The organism is Enterococcus thailandicus, assembly GCF_001886265.1.
In the GTDB taxonomy this organism is placed as follows: Bacteria; Bacillota; Bacilli; order Lactobacillales; family Enterococcaceae; genus Enterococcus_B; species Enterococcus_B thailandicus.
On sequence record NZ_JXLE01000001.1, the window covers coordinates 184739 to 208304 of the forward strand.

A 23566-nucleotide genomic window follows, 5' to 3' on the forward strand; every position below is an offset into this window, starting at 1 on the left:
TAAAAACAACGGAGAAATCATTGATTGGTTTCTCCGTTATTTTTTGACTAATAACTCTAATCTGCTTCGTTCACAAAACAAAAAATTACGCGATTAATCGATTTTATTCAGTGAGCGAACCTTTATTTTAATAACCAGAAAGCAACTGTACTTGATTGACTACAAGAGTCTGTGTTGAAAGATAACTTTCAAGATTCTTGAGAAAAATATCCATAAATTTAGTTTGAAAATGGGGAGTCAAACCAGCAATGTGTGGAGTAATCAACACATTTTCCATTGACCAAAGTGGGCTGTTTTCTGGGAGTGGTTCCTCTTCAAAGACATCTAGCGCAGCAAAAGCTAGTTTCTTTTGCTTGAGCGCATCAATTAGTTCGTTGGTCTTGACAGATGGTCCACGACCAACATTGATGAAGAGCGCTGTTGGTGAAAAGAAAGTGAACAACTCTTGATTAAATAAACCGTTAGTTTGTTCGGTTAAGGGCAAGATATTGATTACAATATCCATGGTTGGTAAGACTTCTTTAAGTTTTGCTAACGGAAACGTTTCTTTAATATGCTCTACTGGCCGACCAGTCGTGTTGATACCATAGATTTCCATTCCAAAAACTTCTGCTCTTTGAGCAACCATTTTACCGATCCGTCCAGTACCAATAATCAGCAGTTTTTTATTCTGGATTGCTTGATAGTGAACAGATGAGCCAAGCCAATTTTGAGAAACTTGTGCTTTTTGTGCCTGAAAAAGACCACGTGAATATCCAAAGATAACGCCCATTAGATGTTCAGCAATTGATTCACTATGGATACCACTACCATTTGAAAGTAAAATGTCATGCTTTGAGAATTCTTCCAATGGTAATGTGTCAACACCCGCAGAAATGGATTGAACCCATTTCAAGTTATTACTTGCTAGTAGTTCAGACTGAAATTCACGATTCCAACCTAAACTAATCTCGACTTTTGAGAGTTCAGCAGGAGTTAGCTCTGTTTTGAATTGATAATTTGGTGCAAATGTCTGAATTTGTTTTATAAATTCGTCACGAAAAGGACGAGTGGAGTAAATGATTGGCTGTTTCATAGATTTGACCACCTTTCTTGTCTTAAGTTTAGCGCAAAGTATGAAAAGTTTGAAGTAAGTTGATGAGGAAGAGGTCAGCAAATAAAAAAAGAGCTATGACAGCTGTCATAGCTCAAATAGAATTATTGTTTTGGTAATTGAAATCTTGGCCAACCTTTACTTGCCTGAATGAAAATAAATAACCCAACTAATGTGATGAAGATACTTGTATCAAATGTTGGAACAAAAATTAAAAGCACAGTGGAAAGAAGTGTTGGTAAAGTAATCGCATAAATCATTGTTTTTAAACAATCAAGGAATGTTGCTCTAGTCAAACGCAAACGAGCATAGATATAACCGGCAAAGCTTGCAATAATTAATGTAATTAGTAAGTTAAGAAAACTTGGATAAATAGTGATAATAAAAGTCACTGCTTTAATCCAAAACGGAATCGTTGATTTTGCTAAGACTTCACGCATTTGTTTCCCATTCAAGTTAGCTAATGCTTCATTTGAATAACTCAAGGTCATTTCATTGCTACCCAACAAAGAAGTAGTTGTGCCAGAATTTGGTAAGGCAATAACCATTTGATCTTTCAGCATGCCAACACTGATAAAATTACCCATCAAATCAGTTGAGATGTCATGTTCAGAACGTTTTCCATCTGGATCAAAAGTAAAAATGATGGAATTTGTTTGATAAATGAAACCTTCAGCGCCATGGGCATCTAATTGCCCATCTTTGATTTCAAAATCAGGGATTTTTTTTGCAATTTGTTGTCCATCTGTCTTGATGTTATCCAAAACTTGAAAGACTTGGAATGAAATTGGCAAAGCCATGATTACACTTAGCGCTAAGAGATAAAGAATTGATTTCCAAAAAGGAGTTTGTCGTGCCTCTTTGAGATTTTTGAATTGTGTAAATGAACTGAATAATAATTGTTTTGTTGTCATAATAGCTCCTCTTTAGTATTGTCTTCAACAGCAATTCTAGCGAAGTATGGCTGGAAATACAAGGGAAGGAGCCAAAATTACACGATTGATTGGTTGTCAATCAGAAAAATGTTATTCTTAAAGAAATTAGTTGCTTGTTTTTTTATGGCTAAACGAAGCTGTTTACTAATTTTTTGATAATCTGGCTGAAAATTTTGCGAAAATAGCGTATGATAAATAAGAATTTTAATAAGGTAGGTTCAAAAATGAAAGCATATCTGCAAATCAAAGAATTTTTAGAAGAAAAAGGGTACTGGGAAATTTTTGTGTACATTTTTTTTGGCGGACTAGCAACAGTGGTAAACTTCGTGACCTTTGCGTTGGCATTACAAGTATTTGGTTTCAGCATGGTTGTTTCCAATACGATTTCCTGGATTTGTTCAGTGTTGTTCGCTTTTGTAACAAATAAAATTTGGGTTTTTCATTCTAAATCACCAAGTTTTTGGCACGTGCTGGAAGAATTTGGCAAGTTTCTTTTTTATCGAATTGTTTCCTATGGACTGGATATGGGCGCTATGATTTTACTAATTCAGGGGCTCCATAGTAACGAGTATGTGGCCAAAATCATTACACAAATTTTAGTTGTTTTGGCTAACTATGTATTCAGTAAGTTATTTATTTTCAAAAAAACTGAGGTAATCGATGAAATCAAAGAAACCAAATGATCAAATCAAAGAACAATAACAAAAATCGTAGGCATAACTTTTGAAGAAATCTCAACTCTTTGTTACTCTTTTGAGTGTAAAGACTAACAGAATTACTGAGGAGGAAGATTTTCAATGACTTACACATTACCTGATTTACCATACGCATATGATGCTTTAGAACCTTATATCGATGAAGAAACAATGCACCTTCATCATGACAAGCACCATAATACTTATGTTACGAATTTAAATGCAGCAATCGAAAAATATCCAGAACTTGGCGAAAAATCAGTAGAAGAATTAATTTCTGATATGGATGCTATTCCTGAAGATATTAAAACTGCAGTTCGCAATAACGGTGGAGGTCACGCAAACCATTCATTCTTCTGGAAAATTATGGCACCAAATGCCGGTGGCGAACCAACAGGAGCAATCAAAGAAGCAATTGATGCTGCTTTTGGTGATTTTGCTTCATTTAAAGCGGAATTTAAAACTGCTGCAACTGGTCGTTTTGGCTCTGGTTGGGCTTGGCTAGCTGTTGATAATGGCAAATTAGTTGTTACTTCAACTGCTAATCAAGATTCACCTTTGATGGAAGGTCAAATACCAGTGTTAGGCTTGGATGTGTGGGAACATGCATATTATTTGAACTATAAAAATGTACGTCCTGATTACATCGAAGCATTCTGGAACCTTGTGAATTGGGATGAAGTAAATAAACAGTTTGAACAAGCAAAATAACATGTTTATGTGTTAGCTCTCTCTTTGACTGATTCCGGAAAAAGTGAAGAACAGCCTTGCGAGCGTTTTCTAAATTCGGTATAATATTTTTGTAAGAAGAATTCTTACAAGAACATTTTTTGGAGGCTATACACTTATGGAACACGGAACAGTTAAATGGTTCAACAATGAAAAAGGATTTGGGTTTATTACAGTAGATGGCGGAGATGACGTATTCGTACACTTCTCAGCAATTCAAGGAGATGGCTTCAAGAGCTTAGAAGAAGGCCAAGAAGTTGAATTCACAATTGTTGAAGGTTCACGCGGACCTCAAGCTGCTGAAGTGACTAAATTATAATATTTGTTGAATAAAACGATCTTGTCAAAAACAAGTGACTTTGAAAAAAGTTGACTTCTTTTACAAGATCATGCAAAAAAGGAGTTGTGGCGTATGCCATGACTCCTTTTTTATTTATATTTATAGAAAAAATGGATTATGGAGTAAAACGTTCTTTAATGAAGTGAACCAGTGAATGGATTTGTTTTTCAATGTATTGGATGGAAATTGTAACAGCTGTTGGTTCTTCTTCAAATTTTGGCATGGTAAGTAACGTGTCTGTTGTTCGGATAATCAAATCTGGTTGAATCACAAGATCATTTGTCATAAAAACATTGATGTACGGACGTAAAGAATCATTGATTTTTTTCATTGTCGCTAACTCTAGTGAATGAGGAAGGTCACTTTCAAATTTGATATTGACCTGTTTATCAAAATAAGTTGGTGGAGCAATAATCAGGAATGCTTCCGTCAAAATCCAAGGTTGTAACCAATAGAGCGCTTGGTCTTGATCCTTGAACTCGGTACAGACACGCGTCATTTCCTCTAAGAGTTTTGGATGTTTTTCTTCTATATCAAAAATAAATTCTTTATTTAATGTTAAAAAGTTCGGAAATAAAATGGCGTGCATCGAGTTAGCTAGTAAGGTTGCGTTTAACAGCTTACGTTTTTTGATATGGTTAAGCTGATTTCGTTTCAATGTATTTAAATAGGAAAAAAACTTAATCAAAAATAATCTTGCTGAAGTTTGTTTTGCCAAATGAAGCTTTAGCGCTCTTTCCAAAAAATTTTCTGCTAAATAAAAATTTGTTTTTGACTGCATCCAGAGAAAAGAAAAACGTAATTCTGTTTCCGAAAGTTTATCTCCAATTGCTTGCTGAAAGCTTTCCACTTCTTCCGAAAATTCTTTCCAGATTTGTGTGGTAAATGAAGGTAATGTCTTGTTATCGATTAAATGTCCTTGAGAGGATCGTAAGAGATTAATGGCAGAAATATAGCACCATTGCAGAGCTTTTATTTTATTTGGTTGCTGACCTACAGCTTCAAAAAGACCTTCTACATCAGATAATGTTTGTTCAAAGTCAATGGTTGAAAAAGGCCAGGTTACGCCCTGATAAGTCTCCCATAGAACTAAGTAACTAAAATAGCGAATTTGCGTTTCTTTTCCAGTTAGGTAAATGTCTCCTTTTTTAGTTTTGATTTGGATTTGATAAGGATCAAGTTTTTTATTTAATTGTGTCATATGTCTACGCAAAATAAATTCACTGATCTCAAGTGAATCCAAGAACTCGTTTATTTGAATTTTAGAAAGTAAAATTAACTGGTAAACTAGTTGGAAGATCGGTGATAGAGCTAAGATATCTGAACGTAGGAGCTGATACTCTTTTGCATCACCTGAGAAACGATAATAGGATGAAGTTTTGGAAAAATGAATCGCATTTGGTAATTCTTGGATTTTTTGACAATATTGAGCAGCTGATCGTTTGTCAGATGAGATTGAGTGAGCAAGTTTCTCTAAAGAATAAGACTTTTCTGAAAAGTAAAGTGTTTCAAGAATGGTCAACTGCATTTGTATCGGACGTTCTAAACTAAAAAATTGATTCATATAAGTTATTCCTCCAAAAATTATTTAAAATAGATAATATTAGTAAACTTCGTTAAAAATTCTCGTTTTTTGTAACTTGACAAACGCAAAAAATAAGAAAAAATAACGTAAAACTACAAAAAGATAAAATATCGTATGATATTTTATCTTTTTTGCGTGTTATAGATTTATTTGTTTTATAAGAGTTTTTATCTATTTATGGTGAATATTATAATACATTTTTTATTATTTTTTAATCTTAAAGTAACAATTTCGTTTAATGGTGGTTATTTTATTGACTAACGAGCAAAATAATAGATTTTATAATATACCCTTGATAAACTCCGAATAACTTAAGTTGCTAGTGAATGAAAATACCTAAAAAGGCGCCTTTTAGGTATAAAAATCGAATATAAAGGGGAGGTCGTTAGCTACTTCACATATTTATTCTTTTGTCGGAGGACAGGACAGTTAGGAGATGTGTTTCAAAAAGGAGGATAAACATGAAAAAGGACTACCGAAAATTAATGGACCAAAAAGCAAGTGCTAAGCGCCGCTCAAGAAAGTACTTGCTTGTAGGAACGTCGTTAGCAACAGGTATGTTGTTAGGGTTAGCCCCAATTTCAATTGCTACGCCACTTTTTACCCTTGAAACGAACGAAGTTTACGCAGATTTGATTAGCGGACAGCTATTCAGTAATTTAACTTCGTCTAACACAAGTGGAACCACCAGCTCTGCCCCTTATCCTTTAGAAAATACTAGTCGTGCTGTTGATTTTATCATATCAGCAGATAGTGGAATTGATTTAAGTGTTTTACCAGGAAATCGTCTAGCAGTTCTAGCAATTCCAGAAGAAATGCAAGGACTAGTAACGCCAAATGGTGATGGAACATTCTCAACCGAAATTCTGCTTCCTACGAATGCCTTAGATCCGTTACTAACAGTTGTAAATGGTGCGGTGACTACCTTAGTGAATGGAATAAACGCCGCACTAGCACTTAACCCGTTAGCAACAGTAGATTTATCACAAGTTTATACACAGTTAGACTTATTGAATAACCTAAGTAATTTAACGGCTGCTGATGTTGCCTTACAACTCGAAGCACAAGGTGATGAATACATCTATGCCGAACTCGAAGGCGTTCTTGAAGTAATCATTCGTGAATCACTAACGGATATTTTAACAGATTTGAATAACGCAGTGCAATCTATCCAAGCAGTTCCAACTTCTGGCTCAGGGATAGCAGGCACGATTGCGGCGAGTGCAGTTAATGGAACGTTAAATGCCACACTTAAACCAACTTTTACACTCACTTACAATACGGCTTTAGCTTTAGTTAACGTAGGTTCTGCATTGATTGGTAATTTAGTAGATGGCAGTGTGCTTGGTGAAACAACCGTGACCATTCCAACTCTAATCCAAGATCCAACTTATCAAGACTTATTGACAGCGGGAGTAGACATCTCGAATCCCTATGAAGCAGGTTTTTTAGCAACGATGATTAAATCAAGTCTATTGGCGATTGACATTGCTTCAAATTATGACGGGTACACACCGGTTTTCTATGAGGCAAGTGATGTAACTGCTCCTTACAATGTTGAGGTGACTGGAAATGTAGCTGATGGCTATGAAGTCACGGGTATGGCTGATCCTGGTGCTACAGTAAGAATTTATAAAGATGGAGTATTGATTGGTGAAGGACCAGCGGATGAAGTAACAGGAAGCTTTACTATTCCAATTTCTTCAGAGGACGTTGATCCATTAGATGAAATTCAGTTGATTGCTTACGATGAGAATGAGATTCCAAGTTTACCAACGCAAGCATTTATTCCGGATGAAGACGACGATGATGCTGACGCTGATGCGGATGCCGACGCAGATGCGGATGCCGACGCAGATGCAGATGCCGACGCCGATGCTGATGCTGACGCGGATGCGGACGCCGACGCGGATGCCGATGCCGACGCCGACGCTGACGCCGACGCTGATGCTGATGCTGATGCTGATGCCGACGCTGATGCTGACGCTGATGCAGATGCTGACGCTGATGCGGATGCCGACGCCGACGCCGATGCCGACGCAGATGCCGATGCGGATGCCGACGCAGATGCCGATGCCGACGCAGATGCCGACGCCGACGCCGATGCAGACGCCGATGCCGACGCCGATGCGGACGCCGATGCTGATGCCGATGCCGATGCGGATGCCGACGATGATGATCCTACTCCAGTTAAGCAAACAGGACCGACACCAAAATTACCGCTTCAACTTGGTAATGACCGTTATCCACCAAGTGGTAAAGGTGGGACTGGAATTGGAGCGACACCGAAGACGAGTCCAAAAACTTATCCGAAAACATCTGATCAAACAAGTGCTTCAACCTCATTACTAGGAGCATTAACAGCGTTTATTTCTGGACTAGGGATTTGGAAACTTCGCAAAGGAAAAAAGAATAAATAAAGCTAAGTAGGAAAATAAAATAGATTGATGAAGGGAGCATTCTCTTCATCAATCTTTCATGAGGTGAGGATATGTTTGTTCAGACGACCGAAAATAGTTTGGCTTCAATCAAAGAAATCATTGATCAAGTTGAAACGAGTGCGACTAATAAACTGCTGATTGTTAGCACCGGTGATTTTAGTGAACGCGGACGAGTCATTGAATTTTATGGCAACAATTTCAAGACAATCTGGAACAACTTTTTATCCGCATATAAAATCAATCAATTCAATCAAGCTCCTTATTTAAGAATTGATATTTTGACAAAAGAAACAAAAATCGATTTTACCCAGTTTTTAGCAGGTTTAAAAAAAGTTCGCCGAAATAACTACGTTGATTTTAATGTCAGGATCGATGGTTTACGAAAACGAAGCTTCTTAATGGAAGAACTTGTTGCTAATGCAATCTTGAAACCAAGTAAAGCACATAAAGTAGGAAAAAATCTTCCAGATTTACAAATTGATGAACAAAACTACCGTGGTTATGTCAAACGAAAATACGGGAGAAATGAACAAGATCTAAGTTACTTACAGCGCTCGGACTTTTATTTGTTTGAAACGAAGTCCTATTACTTTGAGGAGGGGCAACTTTTACCGATTAAGGACTATGGAAATGGGAATCGAATACGGGAAATTTCTCGAGAAAATTTAGCACAAATGACAGACTTGGTTATTGCTAAAGGGAGTAGTTATTTAGAAAATCAGTTAACTTCTACTGGAAAATTTATTTATGGCTATTATCCCTGCTATGATCAACCAATTAAAGGTTATAATTCAGTTCGACATTTTTCTTCCTTATATGCGTTGGCAGAAGCAGCCGAATACTTTTCCGATCAAAAGATGCTGGCATCAGTAAAAGATGGATTGCTCTGGGGGATGGAACACTTAACAGTTGAACTCGATGATTATCTCTTCATTAAAGAGCAACTAACAAAAGATGTGGAGTATAAGCTAGGCGCACAAGCAACGGCGATACTCGCTGTTTCCAAGTATGTTGAGCTAACTCAAGACGAACAGTTTCATTCCTTTTTACAAGAGCTGATTCGAGTAGTTGAAGATAAGTTTTTAACAGCAGAAAAGAAAACAATTCATGTGCTGGATGGTCAATTGCAAGTGAAAGAGCAATTCCGAATCGTTTACTATGACGGTGAAATTTTGTTTGCGTTGTTACGTGCTTATGAGATTTTGAAACAGCAAGAAATTTTGGCAATCTGCGAAGGTCTAATGGCACAGTTCGTTGCTAATAATTATCAAAAATATCACGACCATTGGTTAAGCTATGCGACAAATGAATTACTGAAATATCAACAGAAAAAGGAATATTATCAATTTGGGCTAAAAAACGCTCTGGAAAATATCAATTTCATTGATAAACGTGATACTGCTTATCCAACCATGTTGGAATTGTTAGTTGCAGCATCAAAAATGATGACTAAATTAGAAGTGAGTCCATTTAGAAAAGAAATCTTTCCATTAGATGAAGATTTTTTTCAAGCAAAATCTAGAATTAATCAGGTGATGGAAAAGAGAGCTTTACATGAAATAACAACAGGTGTGATGTTCCCAGAATTTGCGCAATTTTTTAAACAGCCGGCCGTTGTTTGTTATGGTTTTTTTGCCCGACATGACCGTTTTCGAATGCGAATTGACGATGCGGAGCACTTTCTGTCAGGCTTGATCAATTATCGAATGCATACCAATAAAGAGGAGGGATTCTAATGGTTGGAACGATTCGTTTTATTGCGTTATCTTTGATTGGGTTATCTTATTTTATTTTTAAGGTACGCCGGAAAAAAGAGCGGAAAGGTCAGCAGCCTCCAGCAGATCTAACTGGGTATGAGAAAGATGAAAATGGCTTGTATCCTTGGGAAAACGACCAGAATGATTCACCTGAAAGAATTAAAAAAACAGCAACCAGATACGTGAACCAGGCACGTCCAAGACGTGGTCGCTGGTAGCCGATAAATGAAGAAGGTGGGGTGAAAAAATGACGACCATTCGAACATTGCTAACGGAAATCGAAGGAAATTATTTCAGAGAGTATGAAAATTTGGATCAAGAAATAACAGATTTAGAATATTTCTCAGGACACTTAAAGAAACACCATGATTATTCTTCAACGATTTTTGTTTGTATCACGCCTGGAAGAAGAAATTATATCAATCGAAAACCAGTTAAATGGTTAGATGGCAATGAACAAATTGCTGGAAGAGAAAATGAGTTTGGCTTGATTGTAACGGAACATCCAATCACAGATGAGACAGTTCAGGTTCCACAGTTTATCGTTCCGAATAGTTGGGAATTTCTATTGAACTTGTCAGCTAAGCTGCGAGCAGATTTTACTAAACCAGTGATTGCCATTACAGGCTCTGCGGGAAAAACATCGACGCGAATGATGATTTCTCATTTATTTAAAGAAAAGAAAGTATTAGAAAACCGAGGAAATCACAATGTACGTTTTGCGGTCCCGCTGTATATGAGCAAGTTATTAACTGATCCAGAAGTTTTTAATTTAGAAGTTTCAGTAAATGCATTGAATTCCTATGATACTGGTTCTATGTCAAAGTTGATTGAACCAGATATTGCGTTGGTGACCTCAATTGGCGAAGCACATCTTAGCTCGTTGAAGGATACAAAAGGTGTAGCAATTCACAAAGCCAAGATTTTTGAAGGGTTAAAAAAAGGTGGAACGGCAATTATCAATAAAGATATGGGACGAGAAGAGTTCACTATTTTAGTTGATGGTGCCAGAAAAAGAGAGGCGAAAATCTACACTTATTCATTACAAGATTCACTAGCCGATGTCTATGTCAAACACTGGCAACAAAAAAGAGAATACTGTGAGTTAGTGATTTCTTTTTTAGGCGAAGAAATGGCTGTCAATCTAACAGTTTCTTCTGCTGGAATGATTTCCAATGCCTTAGCAACGTTACTAGTGGTTCATGAGGTGGAAGGGACGATCAAGCCGTACCTTAGAAAATTTGAGACATTTAGACCACTACACAAAATTTTAGAAAAATCATCAATAACGATTGCACCACAAAAAAAAGTTACGTTTATTGATGACACCCACAACGCTTCATTACCGGCTATGAGAAATGCGATTGGTTATTTTAATGATGTACGTCCTTATTATTTAGGAAAAAGTTTTCTGATTTTAGGACAAATTGCTGATTTAGGAGATGCAGCGAAATCTGTTCATCTTGCAATCAAAAAAGATATGGAAGATGCCGACGCTGATTATATCTTTGGCTATGGGGAACAGTTCAAAGAAATCTTTGCTTTGGAGCAACAAAACGATCCGAAGTTTCACTGGTTTGCTACGTTAAAAGAATTATCCAATCAATTGGAAGCGCTACTGAGTGATGATAGTTTGATTTTAGCTAAAGGCTCAGTAACAGGAAGCGATTTTCAGCAAATTGATCAGTATATCCGTAGTTTAGGGAGAAATTTCAATAGTCAAAAGGTTCATTGATTGAGTTCAAATTGATGCGAGGGAGGGGGTTAGATGTGTTTTTTTCAAAGAAAAAAAGTTTGGCAAATACTTGGAATGACTTTCTGCTTGGTTTGGATTATTTTAAGTCAGACTTATGTCGTTCATGCACTTTCTTTAGAACTATTTGGAACAACGACACTTTCAAATAACAGCCAAACCACGGTAGAAGAACCATTTTTGCATGTGGAAAATACGCCAGTTACTTTTGTGCTTACGGGAGAAGATGGCGTAGGTATTGGAGCGATTACAACGGGTGAAAAATACGGAATACTTGAAATTCCAACGGAGATGGTTGGTTATGTTCAAGTTAACGGGCCTGCAACTGTACAGACGACGGTGACTGTTCCTTTGAGCCAATCCCCTTTACAAGTATTGATGCCGACAATCAGTTCAGTAATTTCTCTGATCGTTAATTCGCCACTGGTCTCTGCAGCAAATAAAACGGCTGTGAACCAAGCATTAACGGAATTAACCTCGGAAAATTTTGGTAGTCAAAATTTGTCTCTTGCGATTACCCCAAGAACTAGCACACAATTTGAAGTAGCTATTAGTCAAGGGTTATTACCGATTTTAGCTACCACGTTAAAAAATCGTGTTCAAAATCTATTGACTGTTGTCACGGCAATTCCTCTAATTGGAACGGTTTTGGGAGTATTATTAACCCCGTTTACAACGGCGTTGAATCAATTGATTAATAACTTGAATTCACCGACTTCTGCGGATAGTCGTGCGTTGGTAGCAGGCTCAATTTTGGGAAATACGCAAGCATCATTACCTTTTTTAATTTCTTCGCCTGCGATTACAAGTGATTATGTTGCAAATTTTTCAGGAATGTTTATCCAGACAGATGAAACGTTGATCCAACTAGAAGAATCTGTTGCGCAGACAGCCATTTATTTTTCTGCAGGATCATTAGATATGGAAACGGCATTGCTTCCAAGTGATTTGGATTTTGGTGAACATACCATTCAAACGCAAATAGATGAGTTACTGATTGCTAAAGAAAATCAACAAGTAACGACAGGGGTTGTTCAAATTAGTGATACGCGATTGGTAGAAAAATTTTGGCAGTTAAAAGTGGAGCAGCTAACTTCATGGAACCAAAGTACGAATGAACTTTTGGCACAATTACAAATTAAAAATGCTGATCTGATTTCAACTTTTCCTGCAGGTTCAGTTAGTAGCACTGCCAATCAGACAGTTGGCTTAAATGTTGGCGTTCAACAAACTCTTGTCCAGTTAAATGGAACGACGCAACCAGGTAATGTTTTATTAAATCTGAGTGAATTTCAACTGTTTGTTCCAAAAGAAGCTGTGAAGTCGACGGGAACTTACCAAACCGTTTTGGAGTGGGTGTTGTCAGATACACCTAGTTAGATTGCTAAAGGAGGAGGAATTGTTATGAAAAAGAAAATTTTTACAAGCTTAGCGATGTTAGGGCTGTGCTTATTCTCTGGTCAATTTGTTTTGGCAGACTCACAGACACAAGGTGAAGTGAATTATATCCCTGGAGCATTGGAATTCGATTACACTAGTGAGATTCCGACTGATTTAAATTTTGGTGAACATCCAATTCAAACCGTCACACCGGAAAACTGGATTGCTACTACGACTGGTGAACAGACAGCGCCTGCAACAACTGGAGCAGTTGACGTTCGAGATAACCGAGGAGATCTTACAGGAACTTGGCTGGTGAAAGTAGCACAAGTCGAACAATTTCAAACGAGTGACGAAGTGGAATTGACAGATGCAGTGTTAAGTTTATCGTTTGGTTCAGTTACAAATAACTTATCTTTAAGCCCAACAAGCACTTATGAAAATGATGAATTAGCTATTCAGGTATTTAACCAAGAATTTACGGTATTAAGTGCAACTGCTGGGGAGAATTCTGGGGATACTTCTTTGGCAATTGACCAGTTTTCTTTAGCGGTACCAGCTAATACGAATAAAGTAGCAGCAGAGTATACGACAACCTTGAATTGGACATTTTCTTCAACACCCGAACCATAAAAACTTGAGTAGATGAAAAGAGGAGGGATAATTGTGAAATGGTTGATTGGAATACTCGGAATAGTAGGATTGAGTTTGGGATTTATAGTACCGGTTCAGGGAGAATCACTTCAAAGTTTTGATGCGCAAATTCAGCCGGATCAGGAAATACCTTCCCAAAATGATGCCTATTTTGATTTGCAATTAGCACCTGAACAAGAGGTTCAGTTAAAAGTAACCGTGACTAATTTAAAAGAGTCGCCAGTCACGATTATTCCTTCTTTTAATCGCGCAAGAACGAACCAACTTGGTGTCGTCGAGTATTCAGGGAAAAACCAGGATACAACACAAGCATTACCAGTCGATATTGAGAAAGTAGTTCAATTGTCACAAAAAGAATTTACTTTAAAAGAAAATGAACAAAAAATTCTTGAGTTAACTGTCACAATGCCAAATAAACCATTTGAAGGTGTGCTTGCTGGCGGAATTTATCTTCAAGAAAAGCCACGAGAAAAAGCACAAGGTAACATTCAAAATGTCTTTTCTCGAGAAATAGCTGTCTTGCTACAAAATGAACGAGAAAAAATTGAACCTGTTCTTGAAATGAAGGAAGCTTCCCCAACTCAAGTTAATGGCAGAAATGCTGTGAAGGTAGGTTTACAAAATACAAAGGCGACGTATTTATCGACAGCTGATATTCAGTATGAGTTATTTAACGGAAATGAAGAAACCCCTCAATTAAGTGGGAATCAAGCAATCGGATTTGCTCCGAATAGCGGGATGGCATACTTGATTTTTTTAGAAGGACAAAAGTTTGAGGAGGGAACGTATCGTTTAAAGATAACAGTTAGTAAAGAAGACTTTCATTGGAGTGATGAAACGTTATTCAAGGTGAGCAAGAAGACATCTGACTCTTACAATAGAAAAGATGCTTCAATCGAAGAACCTGAAAAGCCGTTTCCATGGTTGATATGGCTAGGGATTGGGACAATCGTGGGACTGGTTTTAGTCATTGTCTGGTTACTAAACAAATTACGAAAAAATAACCAAAATGAATAAAGTTTGAATCGAAAAGCTGGGACAGTGTGGTGTTCCAGCTTTTTTGTGTGGTATTTAGAAATTTTTTATCATAAAAGTGTTCTTGAATAGGATAGGTAAAAAGAGAACTTATTTTTTAGAAAAGTGTTCTCATTGCTTGGAGATAACCACTTGGTGCCAAAACTTCCAGCACAAATTTTCATTTTCTGTCAATTTATCGCTCATTTATGCACAATTCTGACTTTTCTCAAAAGAAGTGCTATGGTATGATAATGAAGAATTTTGAAAATTTACATAATTTCCTCGCATTTTTGTTCCTGTTTTTTAAAGTTTTATTATGATTAAAGTGGGGAATTGCTGAATAAATTGTTGTATGAGAAAATATTTTAGAAAATGTGAAACAGAGGTGTACTATGAAGCGGTGGCAAAAAGTAGTTTTAGCTTTTCTCGGAGTTTTTGTTCTTTTGATTGTCGGACTTTCGGCATATGGAATCAAATTTATGGGTGAAGCAAATCAAACAGTCAACAAAATTTCAAAGAATTTAAATCGAGTTTCAACTAAACGATCGGACAAAGTTAGTATTGACGATCGAGAACCATTTTCCGTTTTATTACTCGGACTAGACACTGGTGGATTGGGACGAACAGAACAAGGACGTTCAGACACCATGATGGTTGTGACAGTTAATCCAGAAAAGAAAACTTCAACAATTGTCAGCTTGGATCGTGATATTTATACGAACATCGTTGGCTATGGAACAGTGGACAAATTAAATCATGCCTACGCATTTGGCGGAGTTGAAATGGCAATGGATTCGATTGAACAGTTGTTGGACATACCACTTGATCACTATGTGACGATCAATTTGGATGGAATGAAAGATTTGATTGATGCAGTTGGTGGGATTGAAGTCAATAATAAAATCGACTTTACCCTAGATGGTGTTCACGTGCCAGTTGGCAAACAAAAGCTGGATGGTGAAACAGGATTAGCTTATGCCAGAATGCGCCATGAAGATCCAGAAGGGGACATTGGTCGTCAACGTCGTCAACGTGAAGTTGTAACAAAAATCGTCAACAAAGTACTAAGTCTAGATGGTGTGAGCAATTATCAAAAGATTTTAAAAGCAGTTGAAAACAACGTGAAGACAGACTTGGAGTGGGACGACATGTTAGATGTTGCAACGAATTACACTGCAGCATTCAGCAAAATCGATCAAGGACAACTGCAAGGAGAAAGCACGACAATTAACGAAATTTATTACCAAATTCTTGGTCAAAATGAGTTATTGAAAGTTCAAAACAAATTGAAAAAACAATTAGACTTGAAAACAAGTAGTACTTTGCCTAATTTAGAAAATGACAATGCGTATCAAATGTTTTATGATGATTCAGAAGATGGAACGGGTCTAACTTCGGGTAGCATTGTCACCGATGGAAATGGCTACTCAAATAATTATTCAAATGACTATTCCAACAGTTATTCAGACGATTATTCATCAACCTACTCAGATGGTAACGGTAATTATAACCAAGACTATAACAATCAAGACAATGGGTATGGTACTGAAAATAACTACGATCAAAACAACAATCAAGAAACATATGAGCAATATACACCAGAAGATACGAATCAATATAATTACAATGGAAATTATTAACTAAAAATGAATCGCCCTATTAAAAGTCGTTGAGTAACTTTTAATAGGGCGATTTTGGTTGATCGATCGGAAATGAAAACTTCTTTTTATCCGTTTATTTTTTTGTTAGCTTTACAACGACTTCACAGCGAGCAGTTTGTGGAAACATGTCGACAGATTGCAAGTAGTCGACTTGATAACAGTTTGTTAATTCAACTAAGTCGCGCGCCAAGGTTGAAACATTACAAGAGATATAAACCAATTTTTTGGCTGGATGTTTCAACAAAGCTTGAACTAATTTCGCATCCAAACCAGTTCGAGGTGGATCAACGATAATTCCATCTGGTTGGAACCCTTCTTCGAGCCACTTAGGTAAAAGTTCTTCTGCCGTTCCGACTTCATAGCGAGTGTTGTCGTAGCCTAAACGAGTGGCATTTTTTTTTGCATCATCAATTGCTTGAGGAACAATGTCCATTCCGCGAACTTCTTTGGCATATTTTGCAACACTTAACCCGATTGTTCCAACACCACAATACGCATCCACAACTGTGTCATCTTTTTCGATTGCCAGTGCTTTGATTCCTTCTTGATAAAGAACTTTTGTTTGTTCTGGATTCAGTTGGAAAAAGGCGCGTGGCGATAGATCAAAAGTGACTTCATTGATTCGTTCTTCGATTGCTTCTTTTCCCCAAAGATGAATTGTTTCGTCACCCATTACTAAAGAAGTTTTTTGCGGTTGAACATTTTGCATAATGGAAACTACTTCGGGTAATCGCTCGTTGATTTCACGAATCAGTGCATTTTTTTGTGGGAACTTTTGGCTACGAGTAATGAAGACGACTTGTAGTTCCCCCGTTTGGATTCCCACACGAACCATGATTGTTCGAAAGATACCGCTATTTGTTCGTTCGTCATAAATGGGTAGATCATATTTATTTAACAAGCGAACGACCGTATTCATCACTTTTTGTGTTCGAGGTTCTTGGACTAAGCAATCAGTCAGCGGAACTAAGTTATGTGAATTCGCTTGATACAAACCAGCCTCGATTTGGTTTGTTTTTTTGTTTTTTCTTAGCTGAAATTGGGCTTTGTTACGATAACGCCAAGGGTCTTCCATGCCAATCGTTGGTAATAAAGAAAAGTGACGAAAGCCAGCTGGTTTGAATTTTTCAAGTGCTTGTAAAAGCAAATCTTTTTTGAAATCGAGTTGTGCATGGTAGGCTAAATGTTGTAATTGACAACCACCACACTCGTAATAAACAGGACAGGGAGCGACAACACGTTGGCTACTCGGCTTTTTCACTTTCACAAGTTCTGCTTCAGCGTAGCGAGGTGTCGCTTTGGTGATTTTTACCAGTACTTCTTCCTTTGGTAAAGCATAGGGAACAAAAATAATCAATCGTTTGAAGTAGCCAATGCCTTCACCATTGATACCAAGTCGTTTAATTTTTAAAGGAACTGTTTGTCCGGTTTTGACAATTGTTTCTGCCATAGGTATCTCCTTTTTTTCGTTTGATGTGGGTCTATTCTATCACAAAATCGCTGTCGGCGGGGAGTTTCTATGATATGATAGAGAATATATGTTCGAGGAGGAGTTTCATGATAACAGTGACGAGGATCAGTAAAGGCAAAGGCCCTTTTTACCAAGTCGATTTATCTGTTGGCGAGCCACTGCGCGTGTCAGAAGATGTTTTAATTCGTTATCGTTTATTAAAGGGACGAGAGTTAGATGAAGAATTAATCAAAGAAATCAAAAAAAGCAGTGGAGAAGACTTTGGTTTTCAACAAGCATTGAATTATTTGAGTTATCAATTACGTTCAGAAAAAGAAATTCGTACCTATTTAAAAGAAAAAGAAATTGTTCAAGAAGATCGAAATAAAATCGTTGCACGATTGAAAGAATTAGATTTGATTAATGATCTTGTTTACGGAGAAAGCTACGTCCGAACTCAGATGCGATTGAGTGACAAAGGTCCCAGAAAGTTGAGCCAGCAATTACAGCAAAAAGGGCTCAAACCAGAAATCATCGAGCAAGCATTGAGCCAATATCTTTTTGAAGACCAAGTGGAGGTTGCCAGTATCGCGGCACAAAAAGCATATAAAAAAAATCATGGAAAAAGCCAGAAAGAACTTTTACGAAAAATCCAACAAAATTTAATGACTAAAGGCTTTAACTCGGAGGTCATCCAGCAGGCGATTGCCCAATTACCACAAGAAGTTGATGAGGAAGCTGAGTATGAGTTGTTGGTAAGCCAAGGCGAAAAATTATGGCGAAAGAATGCACGTTTTGATTTAACAAAACGCAGAATGAAAGTCAAACAAAGTCTGTATCAAAAAGGATTCAATCTGGAGTTGATTCAACGATTTATTTCAGAAAAGGAAGCAGAAATCAGTGAATAAAGAATGGAAAAACTGGTCAATAGAGCAGACAAAAGAATTTCAGGAAGAATTTGTTGAGTGGTATGAAAGAGAAAAAAGGAATTTACCTTGGCGCTATAATCACGACCCATACCGCATCTGGATCTCAGAAATTATGCTACAACAAACGCGCGTCGATACAGTTATCGACTATTTTTATCGGTTTATGGAGTGGTTTCCAACGATTGAGGAGTTAGCCAATGCACCAGAAGAAAAATTATTGAAGGCTTGGGAAGGGTTAGGTTATTACTCCCGCGCTCGAAATATTCAAGCAGCAGCGAAACAAATCATGAGTGAATTTGGTGGGGAAATGCCCCAAACAGTTGCTGAAATTAGTTCGTTGAAAGGAATCGGTCCTTATACGACGGGAGCGATTGCTAGCATTGCCTTTGATTTGCCTGAACCCGCAATTGATGGAAATGTGATGCGAGTTGTGAGTCGTTTGTTTTGCATTGAAGAAGACATTGCGAAAGCGTCTAGTAGGAAAGTTTTTGATGAAGCAGTTCGAAGCATTATTGACGAAGAACATCCGGGAGAACTCAATCAGGCATTCATGGATTTAGGTTCGGCTATCTGTACACCGACGTCACCCAAATGTGAGATTTGTCCCATTCAATCTTTTTGTTTAGCAAATAAACGTGGAATACAAACCAACTTTCCTGTTAAAACAAAAAAAGCAAAGCCAAAAGATGTTTATTATGTGGCAGCAGCAATTCAAGATCAAGCAGGAAGCTTTTATTTGGAAAAACGAACCAGTCAAAAGTTATTGGCAGACATGTGGACGTTTCCGTTAGTTGAAGTCACACTTGAACGGTATCAGGAACTTCAGCAAGAATGGGCATCAGTTGTTGACAATCAACCGAATTTGTTTGATGAGTTACTGGTCGCAGAAAAACAGATAGATTTACCCTTTGCACACCAAGAGACAGTCGTTTGGCAAAAGCGTCATTTGGGCGAGGTAGTCCATGTGTTCAGTCATTTAAAATGGCATGTTCTTTTGTTTTACGGGCGAGCAACAAGCAGGACTAATCAGCTGTTACCGGAAACAGAAGCTGCTTTGTGGACTGATGAAGCAAAGTTTGCTCAATTTGTTTTTCCGAAAGTTCAAATGAAATTGGTGGAACAACTTGAGAAAAATAGAAACAATAGTAATCCTTCCTAGGCAAAGAGAAAGTTTATTGATATAATAATTACGATGTCGGTGTAATGAACACCCAAACACAAAGCACAAGATGCTGCTTAAGGAAGGGTTGCTATGGGAGTTCCAAAAGAAGGAGAGTTTGTCACGATCCAAAGTTACAAACACGACGGCAAATTGCATCGAACGTGGCGTGATACCATGGTATTAAAAACAAGCGAACACTCAATGATTGGCGTGAACGATCACACTTTAGTTACCGAGTCTGACGGTCGCCGCTGGGTAACGCGAGAACCAGCGATTGTGTATTTCCACAAAAAATACTGGTTTAATGTAATAGCAATGATTCGTGAAAAGGGGGTTTCCTATTATTGTAATCTAGCTTCACCTTTTTTATTAGACGATGAAGCCTTGAAGTATATCGATTATGATTTAGATATCAAGGTGTTTCCTGATGGAGAGAAACGATTGTTGGATGTTGATGAATATGAAATGCATAGTAAAATCATGCATTATCCTAATGACATCGACTTCATTTTAAAAGAGAATGTGAAGATTTTAGTTGACTGGATCAATAATGAACAAGGACCTTTTTCTGAAGGCTATATTGATGTTTGGTATGATCGTTATAAGCAATTGTCGCGAAAGTAAAACAAAAAAGAACAGCGAGCTTAAGAAATTTTTCTTAAACTCGCTGTTCTTTTTTATGGTTGTGACATTTTTTTTCGCATATGTAGATGAGGCATTCCCGCATCTTCAAATGGTTCGCCATAAATTTCATAACCTAGTTTGGAATAAAAATTCACAGCAGTTTCTTGAGCACCTAAAAGAATGGTATTGTAGCCTTGATTTTTGGTGAATTCTTCCGCTTCTTTCACTAAATGATTTCCTAAACCTTGTTGACGGAAATTTTGAAGAATTGCCATTCGCTGCAATTTCATTTTGCCATTATCTAATGGTAGTAAACGAACAGTTCCGCAGGGTTCTTTTTTTTCTGAATAAAGGACAAAATGAATACATCTAGCTTCATCTTTATCAATTTCTCGTTCTAATGGAACGCCTTGCTCAACGACAAATACTTGATGTCGAATGCGAATAGCATCTAAATAAATCCCACTTAACGTATCTCTTGTTTGTACGATTTTCATTCTACAATCACCTCTCATTATTTTTTAGTATACTGGAAAGTTTGTGAAATGAAAAGCCGTGGCAATCCTAGTCGTTAGATAAAAAAAGAGAAGTTAGAGAAGAATTTTTAAACTAGATGCGCTATACTATAAAAAAGAGAAAAGGAGGAAATCGATTGTTTGAAAAACTGAGAAATTCCAAATTAATGTTTTGGTCTTTTGAATTATTGATCTTAGCCACATTGATTTTGGTTTCTTCAAAAATCAATTTTATATTTGAACCCATTGGGACATTTTTTTCAACCTTATTTGCACCAGTTTTAATTGCTGGATTCTTGTATTATATTTTGAATCCGATTGTTAAGTTGCTGATGCGAACAAAAATCAAACGAACTTGGGCAGTGGTTCTTGTATTGCTGATGTTATTAACGGCAATTATTTGGATTTTACTAAGCGTAATCCCAAATCTGGTACAACAAATTTCTTCATTGGCTTCAAACATGCCTGACTTCATCAAACAGGTCGAACGCTGGTTAAGAGAAATGGCAGAATTGCCGATTTTTAAAGAAGTGAATATCAGCAAATATTTAGACCAGCTAGATATTTCTTATGGGCGAATCATTCAACAATTTTTAAGCGGAATCTCTTCTAGCTTAGGTTCGATTGTTGGAACGATTGCTTCTGCGACAATCGTGATTGTGACGGCACCATTTATTTTGTTCTATATGCTAAAAGATGGTGAAAAGTTAGTACCGAATATCGAGCGCTTTTTCCCAGAAAAAAGAAGAAGTCAAATTGTCGAATTACTTGGCCAACTGAATCAAACATTAGCTAACTATATTAGTGGGCAAGCAATCGAATGTTTATTTGTCGGTACATTTACCTTCCTAGGATATTTTCTTCTAGGGGTTGATTATGCCTTTTTATTCGGCGTGATTGCAGGATTGACCAATTTGATTCCCTACTTAGGTCCTTATTTAGGGTTAGCTCCAGCCTTTTTAGTGACGGTTTTCAATGAGCCATTTAAAGCATTGCTTTGCTGTGTCGTTGTATTAGTCGTTCAACAACTAGATGGAAATATCATTTATCCAAATGTTATTGGGAAATCATTGAAAATCCATCCATTAACAATTATTATCGTCTTATTAGTTGCTGGAAATATTGCTGGACTATTAGGAATCTTCTTAGGTGTACCTTTTTATGCGATTTGTAAAACAATTGTTTCTTATGTTATCAAAATCGTTAAGGAAGATCAGCGAAACGAAAGTACGAAGAAAATCGCGACGACACCATAAGACGTGCACCGCTATTTTTATTGCAAAGAAAATCGCTTTGTGATACCATTTTAACGTGGCTACCTAGCCACGTTTTTTTCTATCGTAAACTAAAAAAATTTAACTTAACAAGGAGAGAATGCGATTATGAATGCTGACCCTGAGAGTCAGTCGCTGTTAGCGCAGATTTTATTATTGATCGTTTTGACATTGATCAATGCTTTTTTAGCTGCTTCAGAGATTGCGGTTGTGTCTATCAATAAAAACCGGGTTGAACAAAAAGCTGAAGAAGGAGATACAAAATCACAAAAACTTTTGAAAATATTGCAAGACCCTACCAACTTTTTATCTACGATTCAAGTTGGGATTACGTTGGTCAACATTTTATCTGGTGCTTCTTTGGCCAATACGTTGTCTGAGAAACTTGCTCCAGTGCTAGGTGGTAGTGCGGCAGCAAAAAATCTTGCTAGTGTGATTGTTTTAGCGATTTTAACTTATGTATCGATTGTTTTTGGTGAGCTTTATCCAAAACGAATCGCTTTGAATAAATCTGAAGAAGTTGCACAATTAACTTCTGGTTTTATCCGAGCAATTGGTGTGGTAGCAAAACCTTTCGTGTGGTTGTTGTCTGCCTCAACTAGTTTGTTAGCCCGAATCACTCCGATGACATTTGACGATGAGGACTCAAAGATGACTCGAGACGAAATGCGTTACATGTTGGAAACAGAAGGTGTCTTGGATAATGAAGAACTAGAAATGTTGCAAGGTGTTTTTTCTTTAGATACGAAAGTTGCGCGAGAAGTGATGGTACCTCGAACGGATGCTTTTATGATCGACATCAATGATTCCGTTGAAGATAATATCAATGAAGTTTTATCCGAAAACTATTCTCGAATACCTGTCTATAACGAAGATAAGGATAAAGTAATCGGGATTCTTCATACGAAAAACTTATTAAAAGCTGCTCACAAATTTGGCTTTGCTAACTTAGAAATTCGTAAAATCATGCAAGAACCATTGTTTGTTCCTGAAACAATTTTTATTGATGATTTGTTGTATGAATTGAAGAAAACACAAAATCAAATGGCCATTTTGCTTGACGAGTATGGTGGTGTAGTAGGTTTAGCAACTTTAGAAGATTTGCTAGAAGAAATCGTTGGTGAAATCGACGATGAATCTGATGAAGTTGAAAGCCTTTATGAAAAAGTAGCAGAACATGAATATATCATTCAAGGACGGATGCTGATCGACGAATTCAATGAAGCGTTTGACACAGATCTTCATATGAGCGATGTCGATACGATGGCTGGTTACTTGATTACAGCATTAGGATTGATTCCTGATGAAGGCGAAAAGCTTTCGTTTGATGTTGATAACGTGACATTGATTTCAGAAGAAATGGAAGGATCAAGAATTTTAAAAATTCGTGTCCAATTCCATGATCCAGAAGAAGTCGAAGTCGAGCCAGAAGAGGAACGTCGTTATTTTAGAAAAGAGTTCGAAGACGACGAACTTAGAAGATAAAACGAAGAGAAGCTGTGATGAAAATCATAGCTTCTTTTTTGAATTTATCCACTCACTGACTGTTTCATTCAAGAAATACATGATATA

General features: G+C 37.1%; 21 protein-coding genes. 16 read left to right on the forward strand and 5 right to left on the reverse strand.

Annotation, left to right across the window (positions count from 1 at the left end; translation table 11 throughout):
* Positions 1–127: 127 nt before the first annotated feature.
* Together RV17_RS00815 and RV17_RS00820 are read right to left on the reverse strand one after the other, a co-directional pair.
* Positions 128–1075: a phosphoglycerate dehydrogenase gene (locus RV17_RS00815; protein WP_071868228.1), complete on the reverse strand. Its 948-nt coding sequence runs from the start codon at positions 1073–1075 to the stop codon at positions 128–130.
* A gap of 122 nt (positions 1076–1197) precedes the next feature.
* Complete coding sequence (locus RV17_RS00820; RefSeq protein WP_067480746.1) at positions 1198–2007, reverse strand: DUF1189 domain-containing protein; 810 nt, start codon at positions 2005–2007, stop codon at positions 1198–1200.
* Between the two features lie 245 nt (positions 2008–2252).
* Between RV17_RS00820 and RV17_RS00825 the strand changes: the two genes are divergently transcribed.
* The 3 genes from RV17_RS00825 (at position 2253) to RV17_RS00835 (ending at position 3771) form a co-directional block, all read left to right on the forward strand.
* On the forward strand, positions 2253–2711 hold the full coding sequence (locus tag RV17_RS00825; RefSeq protein ID WP_067480749.1) for a GtrA family protein: 459 nt from the start codon (positions 2253–2255) through the stop codon (positions 2709–2711).
* A 114-nt stretch (positions 2712–2825) separates the two neighbouring features.
* Positions 2826–3434: a superoxide dismutase gene (locus tag RV17_RS00830; protein WP_067480752.1), complete on the forward strand. Its 609-nt coding sequence runs from the start codon at positions 2826–2828 to the stop codon at positions 3432–3434.
* Positions 3435–3570: 136 nt separating this feature from the next.
* A complete protein-coding gene (locus tag RV17_RS00835) occupies positions 3571–3771 on the forward strand; it encodes a cold-shock protein (RefSeq protein WP_067480755.1) in 201 nt (66 codons plus the stop codon).
* Between the two features lie 136 nt (positions 3772–3907).
* Here RV17_RS00835 and RV17_RS00840 read toward each other — a convergent pair whose 3' ends face one another.
* Positions 3908–5356 carry a helix-turn-helix domain-containing protein gene (locus RV17_RS00840; RefSeq protein WP_082904049.1) on the reverse strand — a complete coding sequence of 483 codons (1449 nt, stop codon included), beginning with the start codon at positions 5354–5356 and terminating at the stop codon, positions 3908–3910.
* Between the two features lie 482 nt (positions 5357–5838).
* On the opposite strand from RV17_RS00840, the gene RV17_RS00845 reads away from it, so the two are divergent.
* The 8 genes from RV17_RS00845 to RV17_RS00880 all read left to right on the forward strand — a co-directional run bounded on the left by RV17_RS00845 (position 5839) and on the right by RV17_RS00880 (position 16019).
* A complete protein-coding gene (locus tag RV17_RS00845) occupies positions 5839–7797 on the forward strand; it encodes an adhesive domain-containing protein (RefSeq protein WP_071868229.1) in 1959 nt (652 codons plus the stop codon).
* A gap of 71 nt (positions 7798–7868) precedes the next feature.
* Positions 7869–9554, forward strand: a complete 1686-nt coding sequence (locus RV17_RS00850) for a hypothetical protein (protein ID WP_067480761.1) — start codon at positions 7869–7871, stop codon at positions 9552–9554.
* Complete coding sequence (locus tag RV17_RS00855; RefSeq protein ID WP_067480764.1) at positions 9554–9793, forward strand: hypothetical protein; 240 nt, start codon at positions 9554–9556, stop codon at positions 9791–9793. The genes RV17_RS00850 and RV17_RS00855 overlap by 1 nt, the downstream gene beginning before the upstream one ends.
* Positions 9794–9822: 29 nt before the next feature.
* Positions 9823–11310, forward strand: a complete 1488-nt coding sequence (locus RV17_RS00860) for a Mur ligase family protein (RefSeq protein ID WP_067480769.1) — start codon at positions 9823–9825, stop codon at positions 11308–11310.
* 33 nt (positions 11311–11343) lie between these two features.
* Positions 11344–12708 carry an adhesive domain-containing protein gene (locus RV17_RS00865; protein ID WP_071868230.1) on the forward strand — a complete coding sequence of 455 codons (1365 nt, stop codon included), beginning with the start codon at positions 11344–11346 and terminating at the stop codon, positions 12706–12708.
* Positions 12709–12732: 24 nt separating this feature from the next.
* Complete coding sequence (locus RV17_RS00870) at positions 12733–13341, forward strand: WxL domain-containing protein (protein WP_067480775.1); 609 nt, start codon at positions 12733–12735, stop codon at positions 13339–13341.
* 33 nt (positions 13342–13374) lie between these two features.
* Positions 13375–14379 carry a WxLIP family cell surface protein gene (locus RV17_RS00875; protein ID WP_249024335.1) on the forward strand — a complete coding sequence of 335 codons (1005 nt, stop codon included), beginning with the start codon at positions 13375–13377 and terminating at the stop codon, positions 14377–14379.
* Between the two features lie 392 nt (positions 14380–14771).
* A complete protein-coding gene (locus RV17_RS00880) occupies positions 14772–16019 on the forward strand; it encodes an LCP family glycopolymer transferase (protein ID WP_071868232.1) in 1248 nt (415 codons plus the stop codon).
* 94 nt (positions 16020–16113) lie between these two features.
* Here the strand turns inward: RV17_RS00880 and rlmD are convergent, their stop codons facing one another.
* Complete coding sequence (gene rlmD, locus RV17_RS00885) at positions 16114–17490, reverse strand: 23S rRNA (uracil(1939)-C(5))-methyltransferase RlmD (RefSeq protein WP_071868233.1); 1377 nt, start codon at positions 17488–17490, stop codon at positions 16114–16116.
* Positions 17491–17597: 107 nt separating this feature from the next.
* Here rlmD and recX point away from each other — a divergent pair, with 107 nt between their 5' ends.
* The 3 genes from recX (at position 17598) to ntdP (ending at position 20205) form a co-directional block, all read left to right on the forward strand.
* Positions 17598–18398, forward strand: a complete 801-nt coding sequence (gene recX / locus RV17_RS00890; protein WP_071868234.1) for a recombination regulator RecX — start codon at positions 17598–17600, stop codon at positions 18396–18398.
* Complete coding sequence (mutY, locus tag RV17_RS00895; RefSeq protein WP_071868235.1) at positions 18391–19578, forward strand: A/G-specific adenine glycosylase; 1188 nt, start codon at positions 18391–18393, stop codon at positions 19576–19578. Before recX ends, mutY begins: the two co-directional genes overlap by 8 nt.
* 93 nt (positions 19579–19671) lie before the next feature.
* Complete coding sequence (gene ntdP, locus RV17_RS00900; protein WP_067480792.1) at positions 19672–20205, forward strand: nucleoside tri-diphosphate phosphatase; 534 nt, start codon at positions 19672–19674, stop codon at positions 20203–20205.
* A 53-nt stretch (positions 20206–20258) separates the two neighbouring features.
* Here the strand turns inward: ntdP and RV17_RS00905 are convergent, their stop codons facing one another.
* Entirely contained in the window at positions 20259–20702 is a 444-nt protein-coding gene (locus RV17_RS00905; RefSeq protein ID WP_067480796.1) for a GNAT family N-acetyltransferase, read from the reverse strand.
* A gap of 155 nt (positions 20703–20857) precedes the next feature.
* On the opposite strand from RV17_RS00905, the gene RV17_RS00910 reads away from it, so the two are divergent.
* Positions 20858–21976: an AI-2E family transporter gene (locus RV17_RS00910; RefSeq protein ID WP_067480800.1), complete on the forward strand. Its 1119-nt coding sequence runs from the start codon at positions 20858–20860 to the stop codon at positions 21974–21976.
* Positions 21977–22102: 126 nt separating this feature from the next.
* Positions 22103–23479 (forward strand): hemolysin family protein, encoded by a 1377-nt coding sequence (locus tag RV17_RS00915; RefSeq protein WP_067480803.1) that lies wholly within the window; start codon positions 22103–22105, stop codon positions 23477–23479.
* Positions 23480–23566: the final 87 nt, after the last annotated feature.